Genomic DNA, 25,006 nt, shown 5'->3' on the forward strand with positions numbered 1-25,006 from the left:
TTCCGACAGCCCCGGAGTCCGTGCCCGAAGAGGCAGGAGGACCCGGTGGCCCCCGCAGCCGAAGCAGCGGCATCCGCAGCGGCCGAAGACCGCGCGATGCGCCGTGCCGTCGCGCTCGCCGCCCGCGGTCTCGGCCACACCAGCCCCAACCCCGTCGTCGGCTGCGTCATCCTCGACGCCCAGGGACAGCCGGTCGGCGAGGGCTGGCACCAGCGCGCGGGCGGCCCGCACGCCGAGGTGCACGCCCTGCGCGCGGCGGGGGAGCGGGCCCGCGGCGGCACAGCGCTGGTCACCCTCGAACCCTGCAACCACACCGGCCGCACCGGACCCTGCGCCGGGGCGCTCATCGACGCCGGGGTCGCCCGCGTCCGGTACGCGGTCGCCGACCCCACCGCCCAGGCGCGCGGCGGCGCCGCGACCCTCGCCGCGGCCGGGATCGACGTCGCGGCCGGGCCGCTGACCGACGAGGCGGAGGCGGCCAACGAGGCGTGGCTGACCGCGATGCGCCGCGGCCGCCCCTTCGTGCTGTGGAAGTACGCCGCCACCCTGGACGGCCGCAGCGCGGCGGCCGACGGCACGAGCCGCTGGATCACCTCGTCCGAGGCCCGCGCCGATGTGCACCGGCTGCGCGCCGAGGCGGATGCCGTGCTCGTCGGCTCCGGCACCCTGCGCGCCGACGATCCGCATCTCGCCGTACGCGACCGGGAGGGCGTCACACAGCCGCTGCGCGTGGCCGTCGACACCGACGCGACGGCGCTGAAGCCGGACGCCCGCATCCTGGACGAGGCCGCGCCCACGCTCATCGCCGTCGCCGAGGACGCCGACACCGCGCGGCTGCCCGCCGGGGCGGAAGCCCTGCGGCTGCCCCGCGCGACAACAGGGCGCGGGCTCGACATCGGCGCGCTGCTCGCAGCCCTGCACGACCGCGGGGTCCGCTCCGTCCTGCTGGAGGGCGGGCCCACCCTGGCCGGGGCGTTCCTCGCGGCGGGCGCCGTCGACAAGGTCGTCGGCTATCTCGCCCCCGTCCTGCTGGGCGCGGGCCCCGCCGTCCTCGCCGACGCCGGAATCACCACGATCGCGCGGGCGTTGCGGCTGGATACGGCCGATGTCACCCGGCTCGGACCCGATCTGCGCATCACCGCCGCACCCACCACCACCCTCGCCGAGGAGAACTGACGTGTTCACCGGAATTGTCGAAGAACTGGGTGAGATCGTCGCCGTCGAGAATCTGGGCGACGCGTCCCGCTTCCAGGTGCGCGGCCCCGTCGTCACCGAGGACGCGCGGCACGGCGACTCGATCGCCGTCAACGGCGTCTGTCTCACCGTCGTCGACACCGGGGACGGCCGGTTCAGCGCCGACGTGATGGCCGAGACCCTGAACCGCTCCAGCCTCGGCGCGCTCGGCGTCGGCTCGCGCGTCAACCTGGAGCGCCCCATGGCGCTCGGCGGGCGGCTCGGCGGCCATCTCGTCCAGGGCCATGTGGACGGCACCGGCACGCTCATCGAGCGCAAGCTCTCCGACCACTGGGAGATCGTCACGATCTCGCTCCCGGCCGAACTCGCCCGCTATGTGGTCGAGAAGGGCTCCATCACGGTCGACGGCATCAGCCTGACCGTCGTGGACGCGGGCCCCGACTTCTTCACCGTCAGCCTCATCCCGACGACGCTCGCCCTCACCACCCTCGGCGTCAAGCAGCCGGGCGACCCGGTCAACCTCGAGGTGGACGTCCTCGCCAAATACGTCGAGCGCCTGATCGCCCACGGGGGCGCGGGCCAGGGCGCGGACCCGTACACGGACAAGGAAGCGATCGAATGAGTGCCCTCGACTGGCTGGGCGCCGAGGCCGGGCAGATATTCGGCCAGCACATCCTGTGGTCGGACGCCATCGGCAACACCATCGGCCTGGCCGCCCTCGCCCTCGGCCGCCGCCGCTCCCTGTGGACCTGGCCCGCGCAGCTCGCCTCCGGCGTCGTCCTGGTCGCCGCGTACGCGACCGCCCACCTCAGCGGCGGCGTCGGCAAGCAGCTCCTGGTCATCGGCATCGCCGCCTGGGGCTGGCGGCAGTGGCGGCGCGGCCGCCGCGACGAGGGCGGCGCGGTCGCCGTCCGCTTCGCCACCGGCCGCGAGCGCGCGGCGCTGCTCACCGGCCTCGCGGCCGGAACGCTCGCCGTCGGCGCCCTGTTCACCGCCGTTCCCGAACTGTCCTGGAACCCGTGGCCCGACGCCTACATCTTCGTCGGCACCCTCGCCGCGATGGTCGCCCAGGCCCGTGGCCTGATCGAGTTCTGGTTCGCGTGGATGCTGGTCGACGTCGTCGGCGTCCCGCTCGCCTTCAGCAGCGGACTGGCCTTCTCCGGCCTCGTCTACGTCATCTACTTCGCGCTCGTCCTGTGGGGGGCGCGCGACTGGTGGCTGCGCTCCCGTACCGAGAACCCCCGGACGTCCCCCGACACCCGGACGTCTCCGAGCGCGACCACCCCCGCAATGGAAGGAGTGTCAGTGTCATGAGCGACGCATACGCGACGACGCAGCCGCGACCGGCAGCCGAGGACGACACCACCGACGTCACCGACGCCACCACGGACGCGTGGCCGCCGGACGAGCTGGCGCTGGACCCCGTCGAGCGGGCGATCGCCGACATCGCGGCGGGCCGTCCCGTCGTGGTCGTGGACGACGAGGACCGGGAGAACGAGGGCGACCTCATCGCGGCCGCCGGGACGATCACCCCGGAGATCGTCGCCTTCATGATGAACGAGTGCCGCGGGCTGATCTGCGCGCCCATGGAGGGCGACGACCTCGACCGGCTGCGGCTGCCGCAGATGGTCGAGGAGAACACCGAGTCCATGCGGACCGCCTTCACCGTGTCCGTCGACGCCACCGCCGCACACGGCGTCAGCACCGGCATCTCCGCCGCCGACCGGGCCACCACGCTGCGCCTGCTCGCCGACCCGGACATCAGCCCGGACGACTTCGTGCGCCCCGGCCACATCTTCCCGTTGCGCGCCCGCGCCGGCGGGGTGCTCGCCCGCGACGGCCACACCGAGGCCGGGGTCGACCTCGCGCGGCTGGCCGGACTGCGCCCGGCGGCCGTGATCTGCGAGATCGCGGGGGAGGACGGCGTGATGCTGCGCCTGCCCGACCTGGTCGCCTTCGCCCACAAGCACGACCTCGCGATCATCTCCATCGCCGACCTGATCGCGTACCGCAGGGCCGCCGAGCCCGCCGTCCGGCGCGAGGCCACCACCCGGCTGCCCACCGCCTTCGGCGACTTCCAGGCGTACGGCTACCGCGCGACCGCCGACGGCGTCGAGCACATCGCGCTCGTCCAGGGCGACCTCGGCGACGGCGAGGACGTGCTGGTCCGGGTCCACTCCGAATGCCTGACCGGCGACGTCTTCCACTCGCTGCGCTGCGACTGCGGCCCCCAGCTGCACGCCTCCCTGGAGCGGGTGACCGCCGAGGGCCGCGGCGTGGTGCTGTACCTGCGCGGCCACGAGGGGCGCGGCATCGGGCTGCTGTCCAAGCTGCGCGCGTACCAGCTCCAGGAGCTGGGCCGGGACACCCTGGACGCCAATCTGGAGCTGGGCCTGCCCGCCGACGCGCGTGACTACGCGGCGGGCGCCGAGATCCTGGCCGACCTGGGCGTGCGCTCCCTGCGGCTGATGACCAACAACCCCGAGAAGACCACCGCACTGGTCCGCCACGGGCTGCGGGTCACCGGCCGGGAGCCGATGCCCGTCCAGGCCGGGGAGCACAATCTGCGCTATCTGCGGACCAAGCGGGACCGGATGGGGCATGACCTCCCCTGGCTGGAGGGGCCGGAGGAGGGACGCCGGGCGGACAGCCCGGAGCCCGTGTCCGCCTGCGGCAACCAGTAGAACCACCCGTACGTAGACAAGACTTGAGGAGTGACGTGAGCGGTAAGGGTGCCCCCGAACTGTCCGTGGAGAACTGCGGGGACCTGCGTGTGGCCGTCATCGCCGCGCAGTGGCACGAGAAGGTGATGGACGGCCTGGTCGACGGCGCCCGGCGGGCACTGGGCGAGCTGGGCATCGCCGAGCCGACCGTGCTGCGGGTGCCCGGCAGCTTCGAGCTGCCGGTCGTCGCCAAGGTCCTCGCGGACCGCGGCTACGACGCGGTCGTGGCGCTGGGCGTGGTGATCCGGGGCGGCACGCCCCACTTCGACTATGTGTGCCAGGGCGTCACCCAGGGCCTCACCCAGGTCAGCGTGGACACCGGCGTTCCCATCGGTTTCGGCGTGCTGACCTGCGACACCGAGGAGCAGGCCCTCGACCGTGCCGGAATCGCCGGTTCCAGCGAGGACAAGGGGCACGAGGCGGTCACCGCGGCCGTCGCCACCGCCGTCACCCTGAGGTCGGTCGCGTAAAGGTCGCCCGGCCCTGCGCGAAGTCGCGCCGTCCGACGCAAGTAGGATGGCGCACACCATGTCCAAGAAGACGTTCGAGGAGCTCTTCGCCGAGCTCCAGCAGAAGGCCGCCACGGCCGACCCCGCCACTTCCCGTACCGCCGAGCTGCTCCAGTCCGGTGTGCACGCGATCGGCAAGAAGGTCGTCGAGGAGGCCGCCGAGGTGTGGATGGCCGCCGAGTACGAGAGCGACGCGGCGGCCGCCGAGGAGATCTCGCAGCTCCTCTACCACCTCCAGGTGATGATGGTCGCCAAGGGCCTGACCCTCGACGACGTCTACGCCCACCTCTGACCCACCACCGCTCACCACCCATCCCTCGTACGAAGGAAACACCCCTCATGCTGCGCATCGCCGTCCCCAACAAGGGTTCACTGTCGGAGCCTGCGTCGGCGATGCTCCATGAGGCGGGCTACCGGCAGCGCAAGGACCGCAGGGAACTCGTCCTGGTCGACTCCGACAACGACGTCGAGTTCTTCTTCCTGCGCCCCCGCGACATCGCCGTGTACGTCGGCTCCGGCCGCCTCGACATCGGCATCACCGGCCGTGATCTGCTGCTGGACTCCGGCTCCCAGGCCGAGGAGATCCTCCAGCTCGGCTTCGCGGGGTCCACCTTCCGCTACGCCACCCGGCCCGGTACGGCCACCGATGTGAGCGAGTTCGGCGGGATGACGGTCGCCACCTCCTTCTCCGGCCTGGTCACCAAGCACCTTGCCGACCACGGGGTGGACGCCGCCGTCGTCCACCTGGACGGCGCGGTGGAGACCGCCATCCAGCTCGGCGTCGCCGAGATCATCGCGGATGTCGTGGAGACCGGCACCACCCTGCGGAACGCCGGTCTCGACATCATCGGCGAGCCGATCCTGGAGTCGGAGGCCGTGGTGATCCGCCGTACCGGCGCGCCCACCGACGACCCCAAGGTGCGCCAGTTCCTCCGCCGGATGCAGGGCGTCCTGGTGGCCCGGCGCTACGTGATGATGGACTACGACATCCGGGTCGAGCAGGTCGAGCGCGCCGTTGCGCTCACCCCTGGCCTGGAGTCGCCCACCGTCTCCCCGCTGCACCACGAGGGCTGGGTCGCGGTCCGCTCGATGGTCCCCTCCAAGGACGCCCAGCGGATCATGGACGAGCTGTACGAGCTGGGCGCGCGGGCGATCCTCACCACGGGCATCCACGCCTGCCGCCTCTGAGCCCCGGCTCCCGCCCTCCCAACTCCTCCTCTCACGAGAGACCCATCACACGTGTCCGCCGCCGCCCAGCCGCCCGCCCTCCCGGTCACCTTCCGGCCGACCGTCACCCGGATCGTCCTGCTGACCGTGGGCGCGGCCCTCGTCGTCGTCCTCAGCGCGATCGGACTGCTCCTGGAGAACCTGTCGCCGGGCGAGCAGGCCAGCTTCGTCGGCACCGGGCTGCTGTTCTTCGCGGGTCTCGCGCTGTTCAGCCGCCCCAAGGTGGTGGCCGACGAGACCGGGGTGACCGTGGTCAACCTCATCACCACCCGTCGGCTGGAGTGGGCCGAGGTGCTGCGGGTCAATCTGCGGCCCGGTGACGCCTGGGTCCATCTGGACCTCGCCGACGGCACCAGCCTGCCCGCGATGGGCATCCAGGTGGGCGTAGCGAAGGCGCGGGCGATCGACGACGCCCGCGCCCTGCGGGTCCTCGCCGAACACCACGGCACGGGCGGCGCCACCACGCAGTAACCGGACACCGCGTTCTTGACCGGGCGAGGGGCCTGCCCCTAACCGCCCATCCTTGTTTACTCTGTTGCCGGGGCCGAACGACGCCCCACCCCGCCTCGACCTGCCCGCACCCCTCGCGCGCAGCCGGCGGGCCTCACCTGCGACCCGAGGAGTGACTCCCTCCAGAGATGGACGGATCGTCCTGTAGTACCTGCGCCGCCGCCGACCCCGAGGCGGCGGCATGAGCGTCACCCTGTCTCTTCTGCTGCTCTCCGCGGCACTCGTCCTCATCCTCGCCAACGGCTTCTTCGTGGCCGCCGAATTCGGCCTGGTCACGGTCGAGCGGCCGGACGCTGAGCGGGCCGCCGAAGAAGGCGACCGGCGGGCCCGTACCGTCGTCGCGTCGCTGCGCGAGCTGTCCTTCCAGCTCTCCGGCACCCAGCTCGGCATCACCATCACCTCCCTGGTGGTCGGCATGCTCGCCGAGCCCGCGCTCGGCCATCTGCTGACCGCGCCGCTGTCCGCGGTGGGGCTGCCGCACGGCGCCGTCTCCGGCGTCGCCGTCGTCATCGGCATGCTGGTGGCGTCCGCCGTGCAGATGGTGATCGGCGAACTCGTGCCCAAGAACTGGGCGGTCTCCCGGCCGCTCCAGGTCGCCCGCTTCGTCGCGGGGCCGCAGTCCGCCTTCGCCCACTTCTTCCGGCCCGTCATCGCCCTGCTCAACACGGTCGCCAACCGGCTGGTGCGGGCGCTGGGCGTCGAGCCGACCGAGGAGCTGGCGTCCGCCCGTACCCCCGGTGAGCTGGTCTCGCTGGCCCGCCACTCGGCGCTGGCCGGGGCGATCGAGCAGGACACCGCGGATCTGTTCGTCCGCACCCTCTCGCTCGGCGACCTCACCGCGCAGCATGTGATGACCCCGCGGGTGCGGGTGAGCGCGCTCCAGTCCACGGCGACCGCCGTGGACGTGCTCAACCTCACCCGGGCCACCGGGCTCTCCCGGTTCCCGGTCTACCGCGACCGCCTCGACGAGGTCATCGGCATGGTCCACCTCAAGGACGCCCTCGCGGTGCCCGCGGACGACCGGCTGCGCACCCCCGTCGAGTCCATCGCCCAGCTCCCGCTGCTCGTTCCAGAGACGCTGCCCGTCCAGCCACTGCTGGAGCGGCTGCGCAGTGAGCAGCCGATAGCCGTGGTCGTCGACGAGTACGGCGGCACGGCCGGTGTCGTCACCCTGGAGGACATCGTCGAGGAGCTGGTCGGCGAGGTCCGCGACGAGCACGACGACGAGGCCGCCGACACGCCCGACCTGGTCCAGTCCGTCGCCGAGGACGGGCGGCCCGCGTGGGACGCCGACGGAGCCTGTCGCGTCGACACCCTGCGCCGGATCGGTCTGGAGGCGCCCGACGGGCCGTACGAGACGGTGGCCGGTCTGGTCGCCGATCTGCTCGCCCGGATCCCCGCCCCCGGGGACACCGCCGAGCTGCCCGGCTGGAAGCTGGCCGTCCGGCAGGTCGGCCACCACCGGGCGGAGCGGGTACGGATCGTCCGGACCGCAGCGGGTACCAGTGCCGGAACCGGTCCCGCGACCGGTGCCGGGTCCGCCGCCGAATCCGCCGCCGGAACTGGAGCCGTAGCCGTCGTAGCTGAGAAGGAAGCTGAGCGATGAGCCTCGTCCAACTCCTCTTCGCCGCCCTCCTCGTCCTCGCCAACGGATTCTTCGTCGGCGCCGAGTTCGCCCTGGTCTCCGTGCGCCGCAGCCAGATCGAGCCGCGGGCGGCCGAGGGCTCCGCACGGGCCCGTACGGTGCTCACCGGGCTGGAGAGCCTGCCGCAGATGATGGCCGCCGCGCAGTTCGGCATCACCATCTGCTCGCTGACCCTCGGCGCGGTCGCCGAGCCGACCGTGGCCAAGCTGCTGGAGCCGGTCTTCCACGCCGTGCATCTGCCCGAGGGGCTGGTCCACCCGCTCGGCTACGCCATCGCGCTCGCCGTCGTCGTCTGCCTGCACCTGGTGATCGGCGAGATGGTGCCGAAGAACCTGGCCATGGCGGCGCCCGAGAAGACCGCGCTGTGGCTGGCCCCGGGCCTCGTCGGGTTCGCCCGGCTGTGCCGTCCGGTCACCGCGATGCTGGGCGCCTGCTCCCGGCTGGTGCTGCGGCTCTTCCGGGTCGAGCCCAAGGACGAGGTCGAGGCCGTCTTCACCAGCGAGCAGCTGACCCATCTGGTCGAGGACTCCCGGCAGGCCGGGCTCCTCGGCGACGGGGAGCACGAACGGCTCGCGGACGCCCTGGAGCTGGGCAGCCGCCCGGTCACCGACGTCCTCCTCGACCCGGCGGGCCTGGTCACCGTCGACCCCTCGGTCACGCCCCGGCAGATCGAGGAGCTGACCGTAAGGACCGGCTACTCCCGCTTCCCGGTGCGCGGCGCCGGTGGCGCCTTCATGGGCTACGTGCACGTGAAGGACGTCCTGGACCTGGAGGCCCCCGAGCGGGCCGTCCCCCAGCGGGTCTGGCATCCGATCGAGACCCTGCGCGCCGAACTGCCGCTGGACGACGCGCTCACCGCGATGCGCCGGGCGGCCTCCCACCTGGCGGCCGTCGCCGACGCGTCCGGCAAGGTGCTGGGTCTTGTCGCGCTGGAGGACGTGCTGGAGATGCTGGTCGGCGAGGTCCGTGACCCGGCCCACCGGGACAGCGGCCGCGGCCGCACGGCCGCCGAGCCGCGCGGTACCACCCGGGTCCGGGCCCAGACCCCGGCCACGTCCCAGGCTCCGGCCTCGGCCTCGGCCTCGGAGGAGCCCGCGATGGTCTCCCGCTAGGGCGGCCAGGGCTACGGCAGCGGGGGGTCCTCCGGGTCGCGGTGCATCGGACCGCGGCCCGACAGGACCTCCCCGTACGCCTGCATCAGATCCGGCAGCCGCAGCGTCGCCAGATCGTCCCGGGTCGGCGTGCCCGTCCACCCCGAAAGCCGCAGATCCCGGTACGCGCAGCTCTTCTCGTACAGGGTGCGCAGGAAGCGCCCGTTCCCCAGCTCGTCGATCCACCCCTGGTCGACCACGTGGCCGCTGATGCTGCGCAGCTCCTCCAGCGACTCCTCGTCCCACACGTCGCCGTTCTCCGCGGCCAGCACCTCGCCGATGCGGGTGAGTTCGAGCGGGCGGTAGCTGGGGAAGTCGACGCGCGTCGTGAAGCGGGAGCCGAGGCCGGGGTTGGCGGCCAGGAGGCGGTCCATGCCCTCGGGGTAGCCCGCGAGGATGACCACCAGCCGGTCGCGGTTGTCCTCGGCGCGCTTGAGCAGCACCTGAAGCGCCTCGTCGCCGTACGCGTCGCCCTTGCTGTAGCCGGAGTTGGACAGGCTGTACGCCTCATCGACGAAGAGGACCCCGCCGAGCGCCGAGTCGATCAGCTCGTTCGCCTTGACCGCGGTCTGGCCGAGGTACTCGCCGACCAGGTCGGCGCGCCCGGCCTCGACCAGATGGTCGCCGCCGAGCAGTCCGAGCGCGTAGAAGACCCGGCCGAGGATGCGGGCGACGGTGGTCTTGCCGGTGCCGGAGGGGCCGGAGAAGACGAAGTGCCGCTTCGGCGGCTGGACCGGCAGGCCCTGCCCGGCGCGCAGCCGGGCCATGTGGAGCTGCGCGGACAGCGCCCGCACCTGCCGCTTGACCGGCTCCAGGCCGACCATCCGCTCCAGCTCCTGGAGCGCGCTCTCCAGCAGCGCCGGGTCGGAAGGGCCGGGCTGGGCGGGCAGCCCGCCCCGGTCGCGGGTGCCGTCGCCGCCGGTCGCCGGGGTGGTCATGAGGGGCGGGCCGTCCGAGCCGTCGCCCCCGGTGCGCAGATCACGGCCGTCGCCCGGATCGGCGGGGGCAGACAGGGTGTCGGCCGGGTCGCCTATCGCGCCGTCGGTGGCGTCCTGGCTGCTGACCCCGGGCAGGGTCACGGTCGCGAGGTCGGCCGTCTCGTCCAGGCCGTCGGACTCCGCTATCGCGGCCAGCCGCGCCGAGGTGTCCATGAAGGTGGGGTCGATGCGGTGCACCGCGCGGTAGAGGGGGAGCGCCGCCGCGCTGCGCCCGGTGCCCTCATGGGCGCGGGCCAGCCAGTAGCGCAGCTCCTTGCGCTGCGGCTGTTCGCTGCGGCAACGCATCAGGGCGGCGGAGAGGAGCGGTTCCGCCTGGCCGTACATCTCGAGCCGGACCCGGGCCATGCCGCCGAAGAGCCCGGCCTCGATGCCGAGGAACTGATCGTCCAGCAGCGGTTCGGTGTGCCGGACCAGCTGCTCCCAGTCCTTGACCAGATACGCGCGGCAGGCGTGCAGGAAGCGGGCCTGCGGATCGGCCTCCACGGGCGGGCAGCCCGCCAGCGCCCGGTCCAGCTCGGGGACGTGGCGGCCGTCGAGCCAGTGCGAGGCGTGCGCCAGCAGCAGATCCCGGCTGGTCTCCAGCACTGGCTGGACCCACCAGCCCAGCCAGTACCAGGAGTTGAGGGTACGACGGTGCCGGGTGCGCTGTTCGCCGAAGCGATCGCGGTGCCGGTACATGCGTAACAGCGCGGTCGCCGTGTCGGCACGCAGCGCGTGCAGACCGAGCCATGCGTCGGCCATGCCCGGATCGTGCCGCACCGCGGCCCTGAACTCCTCCTCGGCCTGTGCGTAGGCGCCCATCGTGTAGGCGTCCACGGCACGAAGCCAGGCGAGATCGGCCGGGGTGTGCGAACCCTGCGTGCCGAAATCCATCACGTCCCCCACAACCCCTGCCCCCGTGGATGCCGCCGGGGCGGCTGCCCTTTGGGCATCGTACCTGCGCAGGCCGCACCGGCCGAGGGTGCCGCACTGTTGTTCGTCGCAATCGCACAAGGCTTGGCAGGCGTGCGCGGGGGCGTGTAAGGGGCGCACACGGCCGGAACGGGTGAGTCACCGAGAGTGATGATACGACGCCGTACGGCAGCCGCCAAAAGGTGCCGAACGGGTGCGGACAGGACGAAGCCCCCGATCACGGGGGAACAACCGGGGGCTTCGCGATGTGGGGCGACTCGTACGAGTCGCACATTGAGAACGTAAGACCTGTATGGGCCCCAGGTCAAGCCGAGTTGAGGCGTGCCCGGCAGGTCGGACACGGGGTCCGCCCGGTTGTCGCTCCCCCGTTCACGGTGAGTGACCGTCGGGGGTCGTTCGGGTGGTCGCGGCGGGCCCCGTCTGCAACGCGTACCCCTCTTTTCGCTGCGCTATCAAGGTTTCCGCATGGGGGCGCGAGGGGTCGGCGGCGAAATGCTCGCACTCGACTGACTGCCAGCCGTCCCAGAATGTGGACAGTTCGGGGCCGTCGCGCAGCCTTCCGCGCCGCCAGGCGTCCCGGTCGGGCATCTCCATCCACGCCAGATGGGCCAGCCGCGGGCGTACGGCGCGACGCCCGGCGCCGACGCCTTCGAGGAGGATGACCGGCGCGGGGTCCAGTCGCCGCAGGGTGTCCGCGAAGCGGTGCCCGACCCAGTCATACGGGGCGTACCGGGCGGTGGTACCACGGCTCAGCGGCGTCAGGACGTGCTCCTGCAACCGCCCGGCCCAGCCGAACGGCTCCTCGTGGGTGGCGAGATCGTCCGTATGGACGACCGGTGCGCCGCCCAGCGCCTCCGCGAGCCGCCCGGCGAAGGTGGTCTTCCCGGAACCGGCGTGCCCGTCGACCGCGACGAGCCGGACCGGCCCGCAGGACGGCGGCAGGGCGCTCAGCCGCCGGGCGAACGCGCGCAGCGTCCCGGCGGAGCGGTCGGCGGTCTCCATGGGGGGCCACTCTACGGCTACCCGGCGGTATTCACTCCATTGGTCCACACCAATATTGGTCCGTGGGCGCGGCGGGGAAGCACTGGCCTGACACCACTCGCAGCGGCCATAGTTGTGCGACTGTCGCGCATCCGCCGCCGCTGGACGACGACTGGGGGAGCCCCGTATGACCAGTTCCGGATTCACGCCCCGCCGCTCCGTGCTCGCCGCCGCCCTCGGCGTCGCGGGCGCGGCCGCCGTACAGACGGCCTCTACGGCGGCCGCCCAGCCAACTGCTCCGGATGCCTCGGCGGCCTCGGCCGCGAAGAAGGCGACCGCCGAGTACCACGGATGGACCAGCCACGCCGACTGGCTGACCGGTGCAGCCAAGGGCGTCCGCGCCGAGGCCGGAGCCCGCCCCGGCATCGTGATCTCCCGCCCGGCAGGCACCGTCGACTACACCGACCCGCACACCGGCACCAAGGCCGCCTGGGAGTACGCCACCTGGACCTCGGCGGTGCGCAAGCTCTCCGTACCCGCGACCGAGGCCATCGTCTCCTGGAACGCCCGCACCCCCGCGGGCACCTGGATCCAGGCCGAGCTGAAGGGCACGTACTCCGACGGCACGAAGACCCCCTGGTACGTCATGGGCCGCTGGGCCTCCGGGGACGGCGCCGACACCATCCGGCGCACCTCTGTCGACGACCAGAGCGACGACAAGAGCTCGGTGTGGACCGACACCCTCGCCGTCGACGATCCGGCCAGCGGCCTCCGGCTGACGGCGTACCAGCTGCGACTGACCCTCTATCGCAAGCCCGGCACCACCGGCACCCCCACCGTGTGGCGGGTCGGCGCGATGGGCTCGGACCTTCCCGACCGCTTCGAGGTGCCCGCCTCCGAGCCGAGCCTGCCCAAGGGCCGCGAACTCGCCGTACCGCGCTACTCGCAGGAGATCCACAAGGGTCAGTACCCGGAGTACGACAACGGCGGCGAGGCCTGGTGCAGCCCCACCTCCTCGCAGATGATCATCGAGTACTGGGGCCGCAAGCCCACCGCCGAGGACCTGGCCTGGGTCAACCCGGACTACGCCGACCCCCAGGTCTGCCACGCCGCCCGCGCCACGTTCGACTACCAGTACGACGGCTGCGGCAACTGGCCCTTCAACGCCGCCTACGCCGCCACCTACCGCGACATGCAGGGCGTGGTCACCCGGCTCGGCTCCCTGACCGACGTCGAGAAGCTGATCGCCGCGGGCATCCCGGTGATCACCTCGCAGTCCTTCCTCAAGGACGAGCTGGACGGCGCGGGCTACGGCACCGCGGGCCACCTCATGACCGTCATCGGCTTCACCGCCACCGGCGACATCATCGCCAACGACCCGGCCTCACCGGACAACGCGTCCGTCCGCCACGTCTACAAGCGACGACAGTGGGAGAACATCTGGCTCCGCACCAAGCGGTACGACGCGAACGGCCAGGTCAAGGGCGGTTCGGGTGGCGTGTGCTACCTGTACTTCCCGGCTAAGCCAGCACCAAGTCAGCACCGCGTTCTGCGGGAGCTGGGAGTCCTGTGACCGGGCCCGCATCCCGCTCCGGCGGCAGATAGCCGCCGAAGGTCGACTGTGACCGCGCACCATGCGCAAGATCATCGTTTGCACGTTCCTGACGCTGGACGGCGTCATGCAGGCGCCGGGCGGTCCGGACGAGGACGCTGAGAGCGGCTTCGAGCACGGCGGCTGGCAGAAGCCGGTGGACGATGACGAGGTCGGCGCGGCCATCGCCGGTTGGTACGAGTCCTCCGACGCGATGCTGCTCGGCCGCAAGACGTACGAGATCTTCGCGTCGTACTGGCCGACCGCCGATCCCGACAACCCGTTCACCCATCGGATGAACAGCATGCACAAGTACGTGGCGTCCCGGACCCTGACGTCCGTCGAGTGGCAGAACTCCACGCTGCTGGAGGGCGACATCGCCGATGCCGTACGCGAGCTGAAAGCGTCCGACGGCGGCAACATCAACGTCGTGGGCAGCGGTGACCTCGCCCAGACCCTCATGCGGCACGGCCTCGTCGACGAGTACCGGCTGACCATCCACCCGGTGATCATCGGCACCGGCAAGCGGCTGTTCGCCGACGGAGCGATCCCCACCGCGCTGGACCCGGTCAGCGTCTCGACGACGAAGGGCGGCACCATCGTCGGCGTCTACCGGCCAAACGGTAAGCCCAGCTACGACAGCTGCTAGGTGGCTCCGTTTGCATCACCGGGCAGACTCGGCACAGCAGCACCAGGACCATGCCCGCTATCGCGCACCGCCCAGTAACGGCCCAGCCCAGGCCGTACACCGTCCCCAGCTGGTGCACCTTGATCAGGCGGCGGACTGCGGTGTGGAGGTGCGCGGCGGGCGGCTCGGTAGCCCTTGGTCGTGAAGGTAGTACGCGTGGCCTTTGCCGGGGCAGCGGCCTGGGGGCATTGTTCCGAGCCGTTCGGGCTGGGGGACGGACAGTTCCCGGATGAGGTTCGGGGCGATCGGAAATCGCTTGTGGTGATCTGATGGGGCGTCGTACGGTCGCCTCCGATGAACGAGACGCCCGAGGTTTTGCCGTTGCCGGACCGGAAACCAGTCGGCACCGCGGTGGCGGGCAGGTTGATCGCCGCGCAGTTCCCGCAGTGGTCCGACCTTGAGGTCCGGCCGGTCAATGCGCAGGGTTGGGACAACTGCACCTTTCGCCTCGGTGACGAGATGCTGGTGCGGCTACCGACTGCCGAGGAGTACGCGCTGGCGGTGGAGAAGGAGCACCGGTGGCTGCCAGTGCTCGCACCCGCGTTGCCGTTGGAGGTCCCGGTTCCGCTGGCCAGAGGCGTGCCCGATGAGAGCTTTCCGCACAACTGGTCGGTCTATCGGTGGATCGGTGGCGAGCCTGCGGGCCGTGCCGTCGTCGAGGACATGACGGCCTTCGCTATTCACCTTGCGGAGTTCCTCGTGTCCCTGCAGCGGATCGACCCGACAGGCGGACCGGGCCCGGGACTGCACAATTGGTTCCGAGGCGGGCCACTGACGACCTACGACGGGTGGGCCCGGGCAGCCCTGGAGACGTTGGACGGCCTGATCCGGACCGAGACCGCCGAGGAGATCTGGGAACGGGCGTTGCGAGCCTCGTGGGACGGTAAGCCAGTCTGGTTCCACGGTGACATGGCCTCGGGGAACCTTCTGGTGAAGGACGGTGCGCTCTCGGCCGTCATCGACTTCGGCACCTGCGGAGTCGGAGACCCGGCCTGCGATCTGTCGATCGCCTGGACGATGCTGACCGGCAAGAGCCGGGCCGCGTTCCGCGATCGGCTAGGGGTGGACAAGGCGACCTGGGAGCGTGGACAAGGCTGGGCGCTCTGGAAGGCCCTGGTCGTCTGCGCCGGAGCGGTTCGCGATGGCGACGGCCTGCCGACGGATGCGTCGTTCGTTCTTGAGGAGATCCTCCTTCGGGATCGGACTGGGGACTGAGCCGTCCTCGTTCTCACACCTGGCGACGGCGGAGGCATCAGCCTTGCTGCCCTTGTCGGAGCCGCCGCTGTCCTTGAGGGACTGGGCGAGGGCCTTCTGCAGTGCGGTGGCCAGCGGCTCCCACTTCGCGTACGCGTCGGGGACGGTGCTCGCCTGGACCGCCTGGGGCGCAGCAGGGCTGAGACCACCCTCGCGATTGTCGGCCCCTCGCGAGGTATTCACCGGCCGCACGGCGGGCACTGGCCGGTGCTCTGCCCTGGGGTTCCGCCGACAGGCCACGCTCCCGTATCCGTCTCGGGCGATCTGGTTCGGCTTCCGGGGCTGGCTCCAGAGAACCAGCCCCGGAAGCTCTCAGTTGGTCGGCCCCGCCCCCCGGGCGGTCACGTTGCGGGTCCGGGGGCAGGTATGCCGTCCTCAGAGCGGTGGGTCGAACGTGAAGCGCTGGGCGAAGTCCCCTTCGCATGATTTCGTACTGCCCGTCTCTCAGACCTCTGTCTTCGACTTGGCGCGAGCAGCCTCGCGCCAGACAGAAGAGCTTGAGGTTTGCGTCTTGAATCCCGGTTGCCGGCTGCCAGCGTCTGCGGGCCGCCGGAGCGCTTCGATCTGGCTGATCCAGAATAGTGTGCCAAGCGCACCCGGAATGTACAGGCATCGTCCGGCGAAAGCGGCATGGAGGCTTCCGCTGGCTCCCAGGGGCCGTGTGTTTGAGGGAGTCATCGCTGACAGGGGCGCGCACCGGCAGCCCCCGGCTGCCAGGGGCGAGCAATCCTGTGACCGGTCCCGCATGCGACCGGTCATCCGGCGAACTTTAGGGACCCCACCAGTTAAGAGTGCGCTGACCAGGTGCGACGCAATCCCATCAGTAAGATCCTGCGAAGCCGGCTCCGTGAGCGCTTCTGGGACACGCGGGAGCGGAGGGACGAAGCAACGCGAAGAAGGTAGGGATGCGCGATGGGCGTATCGAAGCACGACGACCCCGGCGGGTCCTCCGCGGATCACTCCGGCTTATCCCTGTACTGGGAGGACGACGCTGTCGTGGCCGTGGATCAACGCGGCCTCCCGCACACGTACGAGCTCTTACGCCTGGCGGACGTCGACGCGCTGATCGCCGCCGTGCGGTCGCTGGCCGTCCGGGGCGCCCCCGCCATCGGTCTCGCGGGTGCCTTCGGAGTCGCTCTCGCCGCTCGGGCACACCAGGACGAGCACACGGGCGTGGTGGACGAGGAGGCGGTGAGAGCCGACGCCGACCGCATCGCCGCCGCCCGGCCCACGGCCGTCAACCTCGCCTGGGGCGTACGCCGCGCTCTCGCGCAACTGCCGTACGGTCCCCGGGCAGTGCTCGACGAAGCCATCACGATGGTCGCCGAGGACGCGGCGACCAACTCCGCGGCGGCAGCCCGCGCCGCCGACCTGGTCGGATCGCTCATACCCGACCGCCCGCTGCGCCTCCTGACCCACTGCAACACGGGCCGGCTGGCCACGGCGGCGGTGGGGACGGCCCTCGGCGGCATCCTGGAACTCGCTCGTCGCGGAAGGGTGGCCGAGATCCTGGTCGACGAGACGAGGCCGCTCCTCCAGGGCTCTCGGCTCACCGCCTGGGAGCTCGGCGAGGCCGGGGTGCCGTACCGGATCTGCGTGGACTCGGCAGCCGCCGCCGCGATGGCGCAGGGGCTGGTCGACTGCGTCCTGGTCGGTGCGGACCGGATCGCCGCCAATGGCGACACGGCCAACAAGATCGGTACGTACGGGCTCGCGGTCGCGGCCGCCCGGCACGCTATCCCCTTCATCGTCGTCGCGCCGGAGTCGACATGGGACCACGATCTGCCCGACGGCAGCGGGATCGTCGTCGAAGAGCGTGACCCGGCGGAGGTCACGGGTTTCGCGGGGGCGGCGGTGGCACCGGCGGATGCCCGGGTCTTCAACCCCGCGTTCGATGTGACCGCGGGAGAGCTGATCACCGCGATCGTCACCGAGGACCGGGTGGTCCGGCCACGCCACGCTCACCGCGAAGAGCGCGCCGGGCGTCTCCGTACCCGTATCGCCGGACTCCTGGAAGAGTTCCCCGACCACCCCGAGCCCGGCGTGGTCTACCGGGACCTCTCCGCGCTCTACGCCGAGCCCGGCCTGCTGCGGGACATCGCCGACCATGTGCACGAGCACTTCTCGGGCGAGTACGACCGCATCGTCGCCGTGGAGTCCCGCGGCTTCCTCCTGGGAGCCGTCCTGGCGGCGCGCTCCGGGGTCCCGCTCAGCCTCGTCCGGAAACCCGGCAAGCTGCCCGGTCAGGTGCATTCCGTCGGGTACGCGCTGGAGTACGGGGAGGATCGCCCGGAGGTCCGGCAGGGCGCCATCGCGCCCGGCGAGCGGGTGCTGTGCGTGGACGATGTGCTCGCCACCGGCGGCACCCTGCTCGCGGCGGGCGAACTCGTCGAGGCATCGCAGGCCAAGGTCGCCGGAGCGGTGGTCCTCGTCGCGCTCACCGGCCTGCCCGGAGCCGAGCGGCTGAAGCCCTGTGAACTTCTGTCCCTGTGCGAGGTGGCGGCATGACGGCGCGTGAGGATCGGCCCATGGAGCAGCGGTCCGGCGCGTCCACCGCCTTCGGCGCTTCCCTCGCCGAGTACTCCCGCGACCTGTACGCACGCGGCTGGATGCCCGGCACGTCGGGCAACCTCTCCGTGCGCCTCCCGGACGACGGCGGACACACGGCACTGATCACGGCCAGCGGCCGCGACAAGGGCGAACTGACCGCGGAGGACATGGTCGCCGTGCACGCCACGACCGGGGACGTACTGGTCCCGGGGCCGCTCAGGGCCTCGGCGGAGACCTCGATCCACACGGCGGTCTACAGGGCGACCGACGCCCGCGCGGTCATTCACGTGCACTCGCCCTATGCCACGGTGATGGCGTGCCGCACCGGCGAGCGGGACCGTACGGCCGTACTCCCGCTCGACCGGTTCGAACTCCTCAAGGGCCTGGGCCTCGACGACCCCGCCCGGACCGAGCTCCCGGTCTTCCGCAACTGGCCCGAGGTACGGAGGATCGCGGACGAGGCCGCGGCCTACCTCGCCGCCCACCCCGACGCGCCCCCGGGCCTGCTGATCGCCGACCACGGCATCACTACCTGGGGCAGGGACCTCGCCCAGGCCCGCAATCGGCTGGAGTGCCTGGAAGCCATCTGCCAGCTGCTCGTCCTCGGCGCCCGGGACGCGCCCACCGATGTGAAGGAGACCGTGAACCGATGACCCTGCTCCAGGTAATGCCGCAGGACGCGCCCGGCGACGTGGTGCTGCGCACCCGGGACGAGGCCCGGATCGGCGCCGTACTGAAGGAGTTCGGCGTGGAGTACGGCCACTGGGAGCTGCGCACCACGGTGACCGCGGACACCACCCAGGAAGAGCTGCTGGCCTCCTACCGGGCCGAGGTCGACGCGCTCTGCGCCCGGGACGGCCTCGTCCTGGTCGACGTGGCGCAGCTCCATCCCGCCCCCGGACCGGAGTGGGCGGAGCGCGCCGCGAAGGCCCGCTCCACCTTCCTGGAGGAGCACCGGCACTCCGAGGACGAGGTGCGGTTCTTCGCCCACGGCACCGGCTGCTTCTACCTCCACATCGAGGGCAAGGTGTACGCGGTCGTGTGCGAGGCGGGCGACCTGTTGTCCGTACCGGCCGGCACACGTCACTGGTTCGACATGGGCCCGCGGCCGGAGTTCGCCGCCATCCGCTTCTTCAAGGAAGAGGAAGGCTGGGTGGGCGACTTCACCGGCGACCCGGTCGCCCAGAACTTCCCCCGCCTCGACGAGCTGCTGGCGGGGGACCGATGACCGGATGCGCGGTCGTCCTCGACATCGAGGGAACGGTCGGCTCCGCGGCGCACGTCCACGATGTGCTCTTCCCGTACGCGCGGGAGCGGCTGCCCCAGTGGTTCGCCGAGCACCGCGGCACGCCCCGGGCGGCTCAGCTCCTCGCGGAGATCCGGGACCACCTCAGGACCGGGACACTGGACGAGGCCGGGGCCGTCGCGGCACTCACGGCCTGGACCGACCAGGACGTCAAGGCGCCTCCGCTGAAGACGATCCAGGGCTGGATCTGGGCGGCGGGTTACGCCGACGGTTCCCTCACCGGGCATGTGTACGCCGAGGTCCCCGACGTGCTGCGGCGCTGGAAGAAGTCGGGCGCGGCGCTCCACATCTACTCCTCCGGCTCCGTCGCGGCGCAGGTGAACTGGTTCGCGCACACCCCGTACGGCGATCTCACTCCGCTGCTGCAGGGCTACTTCGACCTGGATACGGCCGGGAGCAAGAAGTCCGCCGACTCCTACCGGCGCATCACGAAGGAGATCGGTGTCCCGGCCGGCGCGACGCTGTTCCTCAGCGATTCCGCCGAGGAGCTGGACGCCGCGGCCGGCGCGGGCTGGCACACGGTGGGCGTACGACGGGATGACGATCCGCGCCCCCGGGCCGTCCCGGGGCACACGACGATCCGTTCGCTGGACGAACGGGACCTGGACGACCTGATGAAGGGAACGGAACGAGCGTGACCGAGGCGGAGAACCAGAACCTCGCGGAGATCGGCGTCATCGGCGGCAGCGGCTTCTACGAGCTGCTGGCGAACGCGGAGGAGGTGACGGTCGAGACACCGTACGGTGCCCCCTCCGACGCCATCTCCGTCGGCGATGTCGGCGGCCGGCGCGTGGCCTTCCTGCCGCGGCACGGCAGACAGCACACGTTCGCGCCGCACACCATCAACTACCGGGCGAACATATGGGCCCTGCGCTCCCTGGGCGTACGCAGGATCCTCGCGCCGTGCGCGGTGGGCTCGCTGCGGCGGGACCTGGGCCCCGGGACGCTCGTCGTCCCCGACCAGCTCGTCGACCGGACCAGCGGCCGGGTGCAGACCTTCTACGACCGGGGCGCCGTCCACGTGTCGTTCGCCGACCCGTACTGCGGACACGGACGTGACGCCGTACTGAAGGCCGCCGCGGGCGCGGGGGCCGAGGCCCATGACGGCGGCACGATGGTCGTGGTCGAAGGACCACGGTTCTCCACCCGCGCCGAATCGCAGTGGTTCGCGGCGGCCGGGTGGTCCCTGGTGAACATGACCGGGCACCCGGAGGCCGTACTCGCCCGGGAGCTGGGGCTCTGCTACACCTCCATCGCCCTGGTGACCGACCTCGACGCGGGCATCGACGCCGACGAGAGCGTCTCCCAGGAGGACGTCTTCAAGGTCTTCGCCGAGAACACCGAGCGGCTGCGCGGAGTGATTCTGGAGGCCGTGAAGCTGCTTTCGGAGCAGCGGGACTGCGCGTGTGCCCGGGTGCTGGACGGCATGAGCCTGCCGATCGACCTTCCCTGAGGCCCGCGGCCTCGGCGAACCACGATTCGCGTGGCCTCTTACTGAGAGAGGAAAGCAAACCTTCCGAATATGGCTCGTGGCTGTTGAAGTGGAAGCCATGAGCAACGCATCTCTCCTGGACCGCTTCGCGGCGCTCGACTCCGCGAGCGTCAGCGACGCGCTCGACCGGCTCGGGCTTCCTTCCGGAGTCGGCGGCATCCGTCCGGCGTGGGGGCCCTCGGCCGTCGTGGGATTCGCCGTCACCGTGGGGCTCGAACCGCGCACCGAAGGCCCTGCCGGAGCCCACATCGCCACGACGGCCGTCGAGAGCGCGGACGACCGGAGCGTGATCGTCGTCGACAACCAGGGCCGCACCGATGTGTCGTGCTGGGGCGGCATCCTGAGCCTCGGCGCGTCCCTTCGCGGTGTCCGCGGCGTCGTCGCCGACGGCGTCTGCCGCGACGTGGCGGAGGCCCGTGAGCTGGGATTCCCCGTGTTCTCGCGAGGTGCGGTCCCGGCCACGGCGCGGGGCAGGCTCCAGCAGCGCTCCACCGGTGAGCCGGTCGGCGTCGCCGGGCTCACGGTCGAGCAGGGCGACGTCGTTCTCGCCGACGAGACCGGTCTCGTCGTCGTCCCGCGCGACCGGGCGGAGGAAGTGGCCGAGATCGCCACCGCCGTTGTCGCCCGGGAGCGCGCCATCGCGGACGAGGTGCGGGCGGGCACACCCCTGTCCCAGGCCATGCACGACGCCCGCCTCGCCGGAGAGCAGGAGTCGGGCCGATGAGCGACCCCACCGCCACCGCGCAGCTGGCCACCGACGTGTCCACCGCGTCGGTCTCCGACGCCCTCGACTCGCTCGGGCTTCCCGGATCACTCCACGGCATCGGCGCGCTGCGCCAGGGCCAGCGGACCGTCGGACCGGTCTTCACCGTCACCTACGAACCGGTCGACGAGGCAGGCGGCACGGTGGGCGACTTCCTGGACGACGTCCCGGCCGGGGCGGTGATCCTGATCGACAACGCCGGCCGCACCGACTGCACGGTGTGGGGCGGCATCATGAGCCGGACCGCCCACGAGCGCGGCATCGCGGGCACCGTCATTCATGGCACCTGCCGCGATGTCGCCGTGGCGACCGCCGCCGGTTACCCGATCTGGTCGGTCTCCCGGTTCATGCGCACCGGCAAGGACCGCGTCCGGGTGGCCGCGGTCCAGACGGGCGTCACGATCGACGGCGTCCTGATCCGCCCCGGCGACATCCTGGTGGCCGACGACGACGGCGCCGTGGCCGTCCCGGCCGCCCGCTGGGACGAGGCCGCGGACATCGCCCGCCGTATCGACCGCGTCGAAGAGGCCATCGTCGAGGCCGTACGCGGCGGCGCGACCCTCGCCGAGGCGCGGGCGCGGCACGGCTACCACTCGCTCCAGACGCGGAAGGACCCCTCGTGAGCGCGGACGACCTCGCCCGCGGCCACTCCAGCGCGACCCTGTCCGAGGCGTCCGGACTTCCCGTGGCGCTGTCCCCGCGGATCCGGTCGCTGTGGGCCGGTGCCCGGCTGTGCGGCCCCGCGTTCACCGTGCAGGGCGCCGGTGGCGACAACCTCGCCCTGCACCATGCCGTCCTCCAGGCCCCGCCCGGATCGGTCCTGGCCGTCGACGTCGGCGGCGCCCGCTTCGGCCACTGGGGCGAGATCCTCACGGCGGCCGCCCAGCACCGGGGGATCGCCGGTCTGCTCATCGACGGCGGAGTCCGGGACGCGGCGGAGATCCAGGCGCTCGGCTTCCCGGTCTTCTCACGCGACAACGCGATCCTCGGCACGCGCAAGGACTTCCCCGGCGTCTTCCGCCGCCCCGTGAAGGCCGGTGGCGTCACGATCCACACCGGCGACCTGATCGTCGGGGACGTCGACGGAGTCGTGGCGCTTCCCGCGTCCGGCACCGAGCGGATCCTCGACCGCGCCGACGCGCGCGTGGCCCACGAGAACGAGCTGATGAAGCGGCTGCGGGAGGGCCACAGCACCCTCGACCTGTACAACAACTTCGAAGCGGCCGGGCGGTGACCACTTCGGACCCTACCCGGGGCACCAACCACGAGTCAGCCGTACACCAGATGGAGGAAGCCCGATGAGCCCCGTCAGGAAGCTCGAACGATTCACGATCCCGCTCACCGTCGGCGGAACCCGCGTCGAGGTGTCCGGCCTCCACCGGGACGGCACCGGCACGCCCCTGGTGTTCCTCCACGGCTTCGGCTCGACGAAGGAGGACTACGCGGACGTCGTCCAGCAGGAACGGCTCGCCGACCGCCCCGTCCTGGCCTACGACGCCCCCGGCTGCGGCGGCAGCGGCTGCGCCGACCTCGGCGCCGTGTCCGTGCCCTTCCTCGTCTCCGTCGCCGAACAGGTCCTGGCGGCAAGGCAGATCGACCGGTTCCACCTCATCGGGCATTCGATGGGCGGCCTGACCGCGCTCCTGCTCGCCGACGGCGACCCCGGCAGGATCGCGAGCTTCACCAACATCGAGGGCAACGTCGCCCCCGAGGACTGCTTCCTCAGCCGACAGATCGTCACCCACGCCCACGACGATCCCGACGAGTTCCTCGCCGGGTTCGCCGAACGCATCGGAGGGTCACGCTTCCACGGCGGCGCCCTGTACGCGTCGAGCCTTCCCCACAAGGTCCGGGCCGGAGCGGCCAGGAGCATCTTCGAGTCCATGGTCGAGCTCTCCGACCACGGCAAGCTGCTCGACCGGTTCCTCTCACTCCCCGCGCCGACGATGTTCATGTACGGGGAGCAGAACGACACCCTGTCCTATCTCCCCGCCCTGTCCGACGGCGGCGTCGAACTCGCCGAGATCGCACACTGCGCCCACTTCCCGATGTATTCCAACCCGCCGCAGATGTGGGCCCGCATCGCCGACCTCGTCTGCCGCGCCGACGCCGGCTCCTGAGAAACCGGCCGGGCCGGGGTCCGGTCCAGCCGGTTCACTTCAGCAGCGCCGCGGCCGTGCGGTACGCCGCGTCGGTGGCCTCGCGCACCGGCAGCGCGCGGTGGGCGTCGGAGAGGATCTCCACGCCCCAGTGGCCCGACCAGCCCGTGGCGCGGAGCGCGGTGATGATCTCCGGGAGGTCGAAGGAGCCCTCTCCGCACAGGCGACGGCGCCGGGTGGTGTCCTCGAAGAGGGTGCCGTGGACCTGAGCGTCCGCGTCGTTGAGCTCCACGCCCACGATCCGGGACCCGGGCACCTTCGCCAGGTCGGCTGGGGGAGTCCCGGCGCGCTCCGTGTGCCAGACGTCGATGATGAGGCCCCCTGCCGGATGTCCGGCGGCCTCGACCAGCCGGAGCCCGTCGTGCACGGTCTTGACGTTGGTCCAGGGGAGGAACTCGATGCCGAGCCGGGCTCCCACGGCGTCGGTCTGTGCGGCGAGCGCGGCGAACTCCCGCGCCCAGAAGTCGAGTTCCCACGGTCCGTCCTGGACATCGGGGCCGATCTTGATGTGGCGGGCGCCGAGTGCCTCGGCGGCCCTCAGGAGGTTCCCGCGGACGACGTCCGACGCGGTGCGGCGGGGGCCGTCCGTCCACCAGTCGGTGAGGAGTTCCAGCTCGATGGTGTCGAGCCCGTTGTCCTCGAAGATGGACCTGATCCCCGCGAGCCCGTGCTCGCGCTCGGCTTCCACCAGGTCCGCGTACACCAGTCCGAAGCCCTGGAAGCCCGCTGCGCTCGCGGCTTCCGCGCGTTCACGAAGGCCCAGGGGGCTGCGCTCGTCGCCGCTGCCCGGGACCGCGTCGCCTGCCGTGGTCCAGCAGGTGGCCAGCAATTTCTCGGTGGTCATGCTCCTCCGTTCCCGTTCTCTTTCCAGGCGGCCTCAGCTGGTCGCACGGTGAAACCGGCGCTTCGGTAGCAGTCGTCGATGAGCCGCATGGTGGTCAGCGCGTCCCCGGCGTCGAGCGGCCATGCTCTCCTCGACTCCGCGGGCCACGGGTTTCTCGCAGAAGACCGGAACGCCCGCCTTGACCGCGGCGAGGATCAACTCGGGGTGGGCGTCGGTCGCCGCGGCGATGACGACGCCGTCGACGCTCGCGGCGAACACGGCTTCAGGGGAGTCCACGGCGGTGGCTCCGAACCGCTCCGCGGCGGAGGCGGTGGCGGTGGCGGTGGCCACCGGGTCGGTGACCACCAGGGAATCCACGGTGTCCAGCCCGGCCAGGGTGCACGCGTGGAAGGCCCCGATCCGGCCCAGCCCCATGATTCCTATCCGCATGAAAGCGTGCTCCTTCGGCTCGGGGAGCGGCTCGGTACTGGCGGCCGAAGACGATCCGGTCGTCGGTGCTCCGCTGCAAG

General features: G+C 71.7%; 25 protein-coding genes and 1 pseudogene. 22 read left to right on the plus strand and 4 right to left on the minus strand.

Annotation, left to right across the window (positions count from 1 at the left end; translation table 11 throughout):
• Nucleotides 1–96: 96 nt before the first annotated feature.
• The 10 genes from ribD to ACH4TL_RS09020 all read left to right on the plus strand — a co-directional run bounded on the left by ribD (nt 97) and on the right by ACH4TL_RS09020 (nt 8,920).
• The gene (ribD, locus tag ACH4TL_RS08975) at nt 97–1,176 is read left to right on the plus strand and encodes a bifunctional diaminohydroxyphosphoribosylaminopyrimidine deaminase/5-amino-6-(5-phosphoribosylamino)uracil reductase RibD (protein ID WP_398311518.1); all 1,080 of its coding nucleotides are present in this window, start codon (nt 97–99) and stop codon (nt 1,174–1,176) included.
• Between the two features lies 1 nt (nt 1,177).
• A complete protein-coding gene (locus ACH4TL_RS08980) occupies nt 1,178–1,816 on the plus strand; it encodes a riboflavin synthase (RefSeq protein WP_398309711.1) in 639 nt (212 codons plus the stop codon).
• Nucleotides 1,813–2,508: a nicotinamide riboside transporter PnuC gene (locus ACH4TL_RS08985; protein WP_398309708.1), complete on the plus strand. Its 696-nt coding sequence runs from the start codon at nt 1,813–1,815 to the stop codon at nt 2,506–2,508. The genes ACH4TL_RS08980 and ACH4TL_RS08985 overlap by 4 nt, the downstream gene beginning before the upstream one ends.
• The gene (locus ACH4TL_RS08990; protein ID WP_398309705.1) at nt 2,505–3,878 is read left to right on the plus strand and encodes a bifunctional 3,4-dihydroxy-2-butanone-4-phosphate synthase/GTP cyclohydrolase II; all 1,374 of its coding nucleotides are present in this window, start codon (nt 2,505–2,507) and stop codon (nt 3,876–3,878) included. The genes ACH4TL_RS08985 and ACH4TL_RS08990 overlap by 4 nt, the downstream gene beginning before the upstream one ends.
• 35 nt (nt 3,879–3,913) lie before the next feature.
• On the plus strand, nt 3,914–4,387 hold the full coding sequence (ribH, locus tag ACH4TL_RS08995; RefSeq protein ID WP_398309702.1) for a 6,7-dimethyl-8-ribityllumazine synthase: 474 nt from the start codon (nt 3,914–3,916) through the stop codon (nt 4,385–4,387).
• A 46-nt stretch (nt 4,388–4,433) separates the two neighbouring features.
• Nucleotides 4,434–4,718, plus strand: coding sequence for a phosphoribosyl-ATP diphosphatase (locus ACH4TL_RS09000; protein ID WP_009713585.1), 285 nt, complete (start codon nt 4,434–4,436; stop codon nt 4,716–4,718).
• Nucleotides 4,719–4,765: 47 nt separating this feature from the next.
• Nucleotides 4,766–5,614 carry an ATP phosphoribosyltransferase gene (gene hisG, locus ACH4TL_RS09005; RefSeq protein ID WP_391175666.1) on the plus strand — a complete coding sequence of 283 codons (849 nt, stop codon included), beginning with the start codon at nt 4,766–4,768 and terminating at the stop codon, nt 5,612–5,614.
• Nucleotides 5,615–5,665: 51 nt separating this feature from the next.
• Entirely contained in the window at nt 5,666–6,124 is a 459-nt protein-coding gene (locus tag ACH4TL_RS09010) for a PH domain-containing protein (protein ID WP_398309699.1), read from the plus strand.
• Nucleotides 6,125–6,344: 220 nt separating this feature from the next.
• Nucleotides 6,345–7,769 carry a hemolysin family protein gene (locus tag ACH4TL_RS09015; RefSeq protein ID WP_398309696.1) on the plus strand — a complete coding sequence of 475 codons (1,425 nt, stop codon included), beginning with the start codon at nt 6,345–6,347 and terminating at the stop codon, nt 7,767–7,769.
• On the plus strand, nt 7,766–8,920 hold the full coding sequence (locus ACH4TL_RS09020; protein ID WP_398309693.1) for a hemolysin family protein: 1,155 nt from the start codon (nt 7,766–7,768) through the stop codon (nt 8,918–8,920). Before ACH4TL_RS09015 ends, ACH4TL_RS09020 begins: the two co-directional genes overlap by 4 nt.
• Before the next feature lie 11 nt (nt 8,921–8,931).
• Here ACH4TL_RS09020 and ACH4TL_RS09025 read toward each other — a convergent pair whose 3' ends face one another.
• Together ACH4TL_RS09025 and ACH4TL_RS09030 are read right to left on the minus strand one after the other, a co-directional pair.
• Nucleotides 8,932–10,830 (minus strand): AAA family ATPase, encoded by a 1,899-nt coding sequence (locus ACH4TL_RS09025; protein ID WP_398309690.1) that lies wholly within the window; start codon nt 10,828–10,830, stop codon nt 8,932–8,934.
• A gap of 408 nt (nt 10,831–11,238) precedes the next feature.
• Nucleotides 11,239–11,871: a uridine kinase gene (locus ACH4TL_RS09030; RefSeq protein ID WP_398309687.1), complete on the minus strand. Its 633-nt coding sequence runs from the start codon at nt 11,869–11,871 to the stop codon at nt 11,239–11,241.
• A 166-nt stretch (nt 11,872–12,037) separates the two neighbouring features.
• Between ACH4TL_RS09030 and ACH4TL_RS09035 the strand changes: the two genes are divergently transcribed.
• From ACH4TL_RS09035 to ACH4TL_RS09090, 12 genes are all read left to right on the plus strand, one after another.
• Complete coding sequence (locus ACH4TL_RS09035) at nt 12,038–13,423, plus strand: peptidase C39 family protein (RefSeq protein WP_398309684.1); 1,386 nt, start codon at nt 12,038–12,040, stop codon at nt 13,421–13,423.
• A 61-nt stretch (nt 13,424–13,484) separates the two neighbouring features.
• Nucleotides 13,485–14,090 (plus strand): dihydrofolate reductase family protein, encoded by a 606-nt coding sequence (locus tag ACH4TL_RS09040; RefSeq protein ID WP_398309681.1) that lies wholly within the window; start codon nt 13,485–13,487, stop codon nt 14,088–14,090.
• Between the two features lie 333 nt (nt 14,091–14,423).
• Nucleotides 14,424–15,344 carry an aminoglycoside phosphotransferase family protein gene (locus ACH4TL_RS09045; RefSeq protein WP_398309678.1) on the plus strand — a complete coding sequence of 307 codons (921 nt, stop codon included), beginning with the start codon at nt 14,424–14,426 and terminating at the stop codon, nt 15,342–15,344.
• Between the two features lie 951 nt (nt 15,345–16,295).
• Nucleotides 16,296–17,891 carry an S-methyl-5-thioribose-1-phosphate isomerase gene (gene mtnA / locus ACH4TL_RS09050; protein WP_398309675.1) on the plus strand — a complete coding sequence of 532 codons (1,596 nt, stop codon included), beginning with the start codon at nt 16,296–16,298 and terminating at the stop codon, nt 17,889–17,891.
• On the plus strand, nt 17,888–18,586 hold the full coding sequence (mtnB, locus tag ACH4TL_RS09055; RefSeq protein ID WP_398309672.1) for a methylthioribulose 1-phosphate dehydratase: 699 nt from the start codon (nt 17,888–17,890) through the stop codon (nt 18,584–18,586). Before mtnA ends, mtnB begins: the two co-directional genes overlap by 4 nt.
• Nucleotides 18,583–19,161, plus strand: coding sequence for a 1,2-dihydroxy-3-keto-5-methylthiopentene dioxygenase (locus ACH4TL_RS09060; RefSeq protein WP_398309669.1), 579 nt, complete (start codon nt 18,583–18,585; stop codon nt 19,159–19,161). Before mtnB ends, ACH4TL_RS09060 begins: the two co-directional genes overlap by 4 nt.
• Nucleotides 19,158–19,877 (plus strand): acireductone synthase, encoded by a 720-nt coding sequence (gene mtnC / locus ACH4TL_RS09065; protein ID WP_398309666.1) that lies wholly within the window; start codon nt 19,158–19,160, stop codon nt 19,875–19,877. Before ACH4TL_RS09060 ends, mtnC begins: the two co-directional genes overlap by 4 nt.
• Complete coding sequence (locus ACH4TL_RS09070; protein WP_398309663.1) at nt 19,874–20,692, plus strand: S-methyl-5'-thioadenosine phosphorylase; 819 nt, start codon at nt 19,874–19,876, stop codon at nt 20,690–20,692. Before mtnC ends, ACH4TL_RS09070 begins: the two co-directional genes overlap by 4 nt.
• A gap of 97 nt (nt 20,693–20,789) precedes the next feature.
• Nucleotides 20,790–21,455, plus strand: a complete 666-nt coding sequence (locus ACH4TL_RS09075) for an RraA family protein (protein WP_398309661.1) — start codon at nt 20,790–20,792, stop codon at nt 21,453–21,455.
• Nucleotides 21,452–22,117, plus strand: a complete 666-nt coding sequence (locus ACH4TL_RS09080; RefSeq protein WP_398309659.1) for an RraA family protein — start codon at nt 21,452–21,454, stop codon at nt 22,115–22,117. The genes ACH4TL_RS09075 and ACH4TL_RS09080 overlap by 4 nt, the downstream gene beginning before the upstream one ends.
• A complete protein-coding gene (locus ACH4TL_RS09085; RefSeq protein WP_398309656.1) occupies nt 22,114–22,728 on the plus strand; it encodes an RraA family protein in 615 nt (204 codons plus the stop codon). Before ACH4TL_RS09080 ends, ACH4TL_RS09085 begins: the two co-directional genes overlap by 4 nt.
• A 64-nt stretch (nt 22,729–22,792) precedes the next feature.
• Nucleotides 22,793–23,614, plus strand: a complete 822-nt coding sequence (locus tag ACH4TL_RS09090; protein ID WP_398309653.1) for an alpha/beta fold hydrolase — start codon at nt 22,793–22,795, stop codon at nt 23,612–23,614.
• Between the two features lie 34 nt (nt 23,615–23,648).
• Here ACH4TL_RS09090 and ACH4TL_RS09095 read toward each other — a convergent pair whose 3' ends face one another.
• Both ACH4TL_RS09095 and ACH4TL_RS09100 read right to left on the minus strand, forming a co-directional pair.
• Nucleotides 23,649–24,497 carry a sugar phosphate isomerase/epimerase family protein gene (locus ACH4TL_RS09095; protein ID WP_398309650.1) on the minus strand — a complete coding sequence of 283 codons (849 nt, stop codon included), beginning with the start codon at nt 24,495–24,497 and terminating at the stop codon, nt 23,649–23,651.
• 108 nt (nt 24,498–24,605) lie between these two features.
• Nucleotides 24,606–24,926 (minus strand): annotated as a pseudogene (locus tag ACH4TL_RS09100) (Gfo/Idh/MocA family oxidoreductase); the annotation flags it as partial.
• Nucleotides 24,927–25,006 lie beyond the last annotated feature (80 nt).

It is taken from the genome of Streptomyces sp. NPDC021115 (assembly GCF_044333065.1).
Taxonomy (GTDB): domain Bacteria; phylum Actinomycetota; class Actinomycetes; order Streptomycetales; family Streptomycetaceae; genus Streptomyces.

Coding starts and splice junctions, on each gene's coding strand:
- ACH4TL_RS09075 (WP_398309661.1), top strand. CDS start 20,790: ATGAGCAACGCATCTCTCCTGGACCGCTTCGCGGCGCTCGACTCCGCG.
- mtnB (WP_398309672.1), top strand. CDS start 17,888: ATGACGGCGCGTGAGGATCGGCCCATGGAGCAGCGGTCCGGCGCGTCC.
- ACH4TL_RS09045 (WP_398309678.1), top strand. CDS start 14,424: ATGAACGAGACGCCCGAGGTTTTGCCGTTGCCGGACCGGAAACCAGTC.
- ACH4TL_RS08990 (WP_398309705.1), top strand. CDS start 2,505: ATGAGCGACGCATACGCGACGACGCAGCCGCGACCGGCAGCCGAGGAC.
- ACH4TL_RS09095 (WP_398309650.1), bottom strand. CDS start 24,497: ATGACCACCGAGAAATTGCTGGCCACCTGCTGGACCACGGCAGGCGAC.
- mtnA (WP_398309675.1), top strand. CDS start 16,296: ATGGGCGTATCGAAGCACGACGACCCCGGCGGGTCCTCCGCGGATCAC.
- ACH4TL_RS09080 (WP_398309659.1), top strand. CDS start 21,452: ATGAGCGACCCCACCGCCACCGCGCAGCTGGCCACCGACGTGTCCACC.
- hisG (WP_391175666.1), top strand. CDS start 4,766: ATGCTGCGCATCGCCGTCCCCAACAAGGGTTCACTGTCGGAGCCTGCG.
- ACH4TL_RS09000 (WP_009713585.1), top strand. CDS start 4,434: ATGGCGCACACCATGTCCAAGAAGACGTTCGAGGAGCTCTTCGCCGAG.
- ACH4TL_RS09030 (WP_398309687.1), bottom strand. CDS start 11,871: ATGGAGACCGCCGACCGCTCCGCCGGGACGCTGCGCGCGTTCGCCCGG.
- ribD (WP_398311518.1), top strand. CDS start 97: ATGCGCCGTGCCGTCGCGCTCGCCGCCCGCGGTCTCGGCCACACCAGC.
- ACH4TL_RS09090 (WP_398309653.1), top strand. CDS start 22,793: ATGAGCCCCGTCAGGAAGCTCGAACGATTCACGATCCCGCTCACCGTC.
- ACH4TL_RS08985 (WP_398309708.1), top strand. CDS start 1,813: ATGAGTGCCCTCGACTGGCTGGGCGCCGAGGCCGGGCAGATATTCGGC.
- ACH4TL_RS09035 (WP_398309684.1), top strand. CDS start 12,038: ATGACCAGTTCCGGATTCACGCCCCGCCGCTCCGTGCTCGCCGCCGCC.
- ACH4TL_RS09015 (WP_398309696.1), top strand. CDS start 6,345: ATGAGCGTCACCCTGTCTCTTCTGCTGCTCTCCGCGGCACTCGTCCTC.
- ACH4TL_RS09025 (WP_398309690.1), bottom strand. CDS start 10,830: ATGGATTTCGGCACGCAGGGTTCGCACACCCCGGCCGATCTCGCCTGG.
- ACH4TL_RS09060 (WP_398309669.1), top strand. CDS start 18,583: ATGACCCTGCTCCAGGTAATGCCGCAGGACGCGCCCGGCGACGTGGTG.
- ACH4TL_RS09040 (WP_398309681.1), top strand. CDS start 13,485: ATGCGCAAGATCATCGTTTGCACGTTCCTGACGCTGGACGGCGTCATG.
- mtnC (WP_398309666.1), top strand. CDS start 19,158: ATGACCGGATGCGCGGTCGTCCTCGACATCGAGGGAACGGTCGGCTCC.
- ACH4TL_RS09020 (WP_398309693.1), top strand. CDS start 7,766: ATGAGCCTCGTCCAACTCCTCTTCGCCGCCCTCCTCGTCCTCGCCAAC.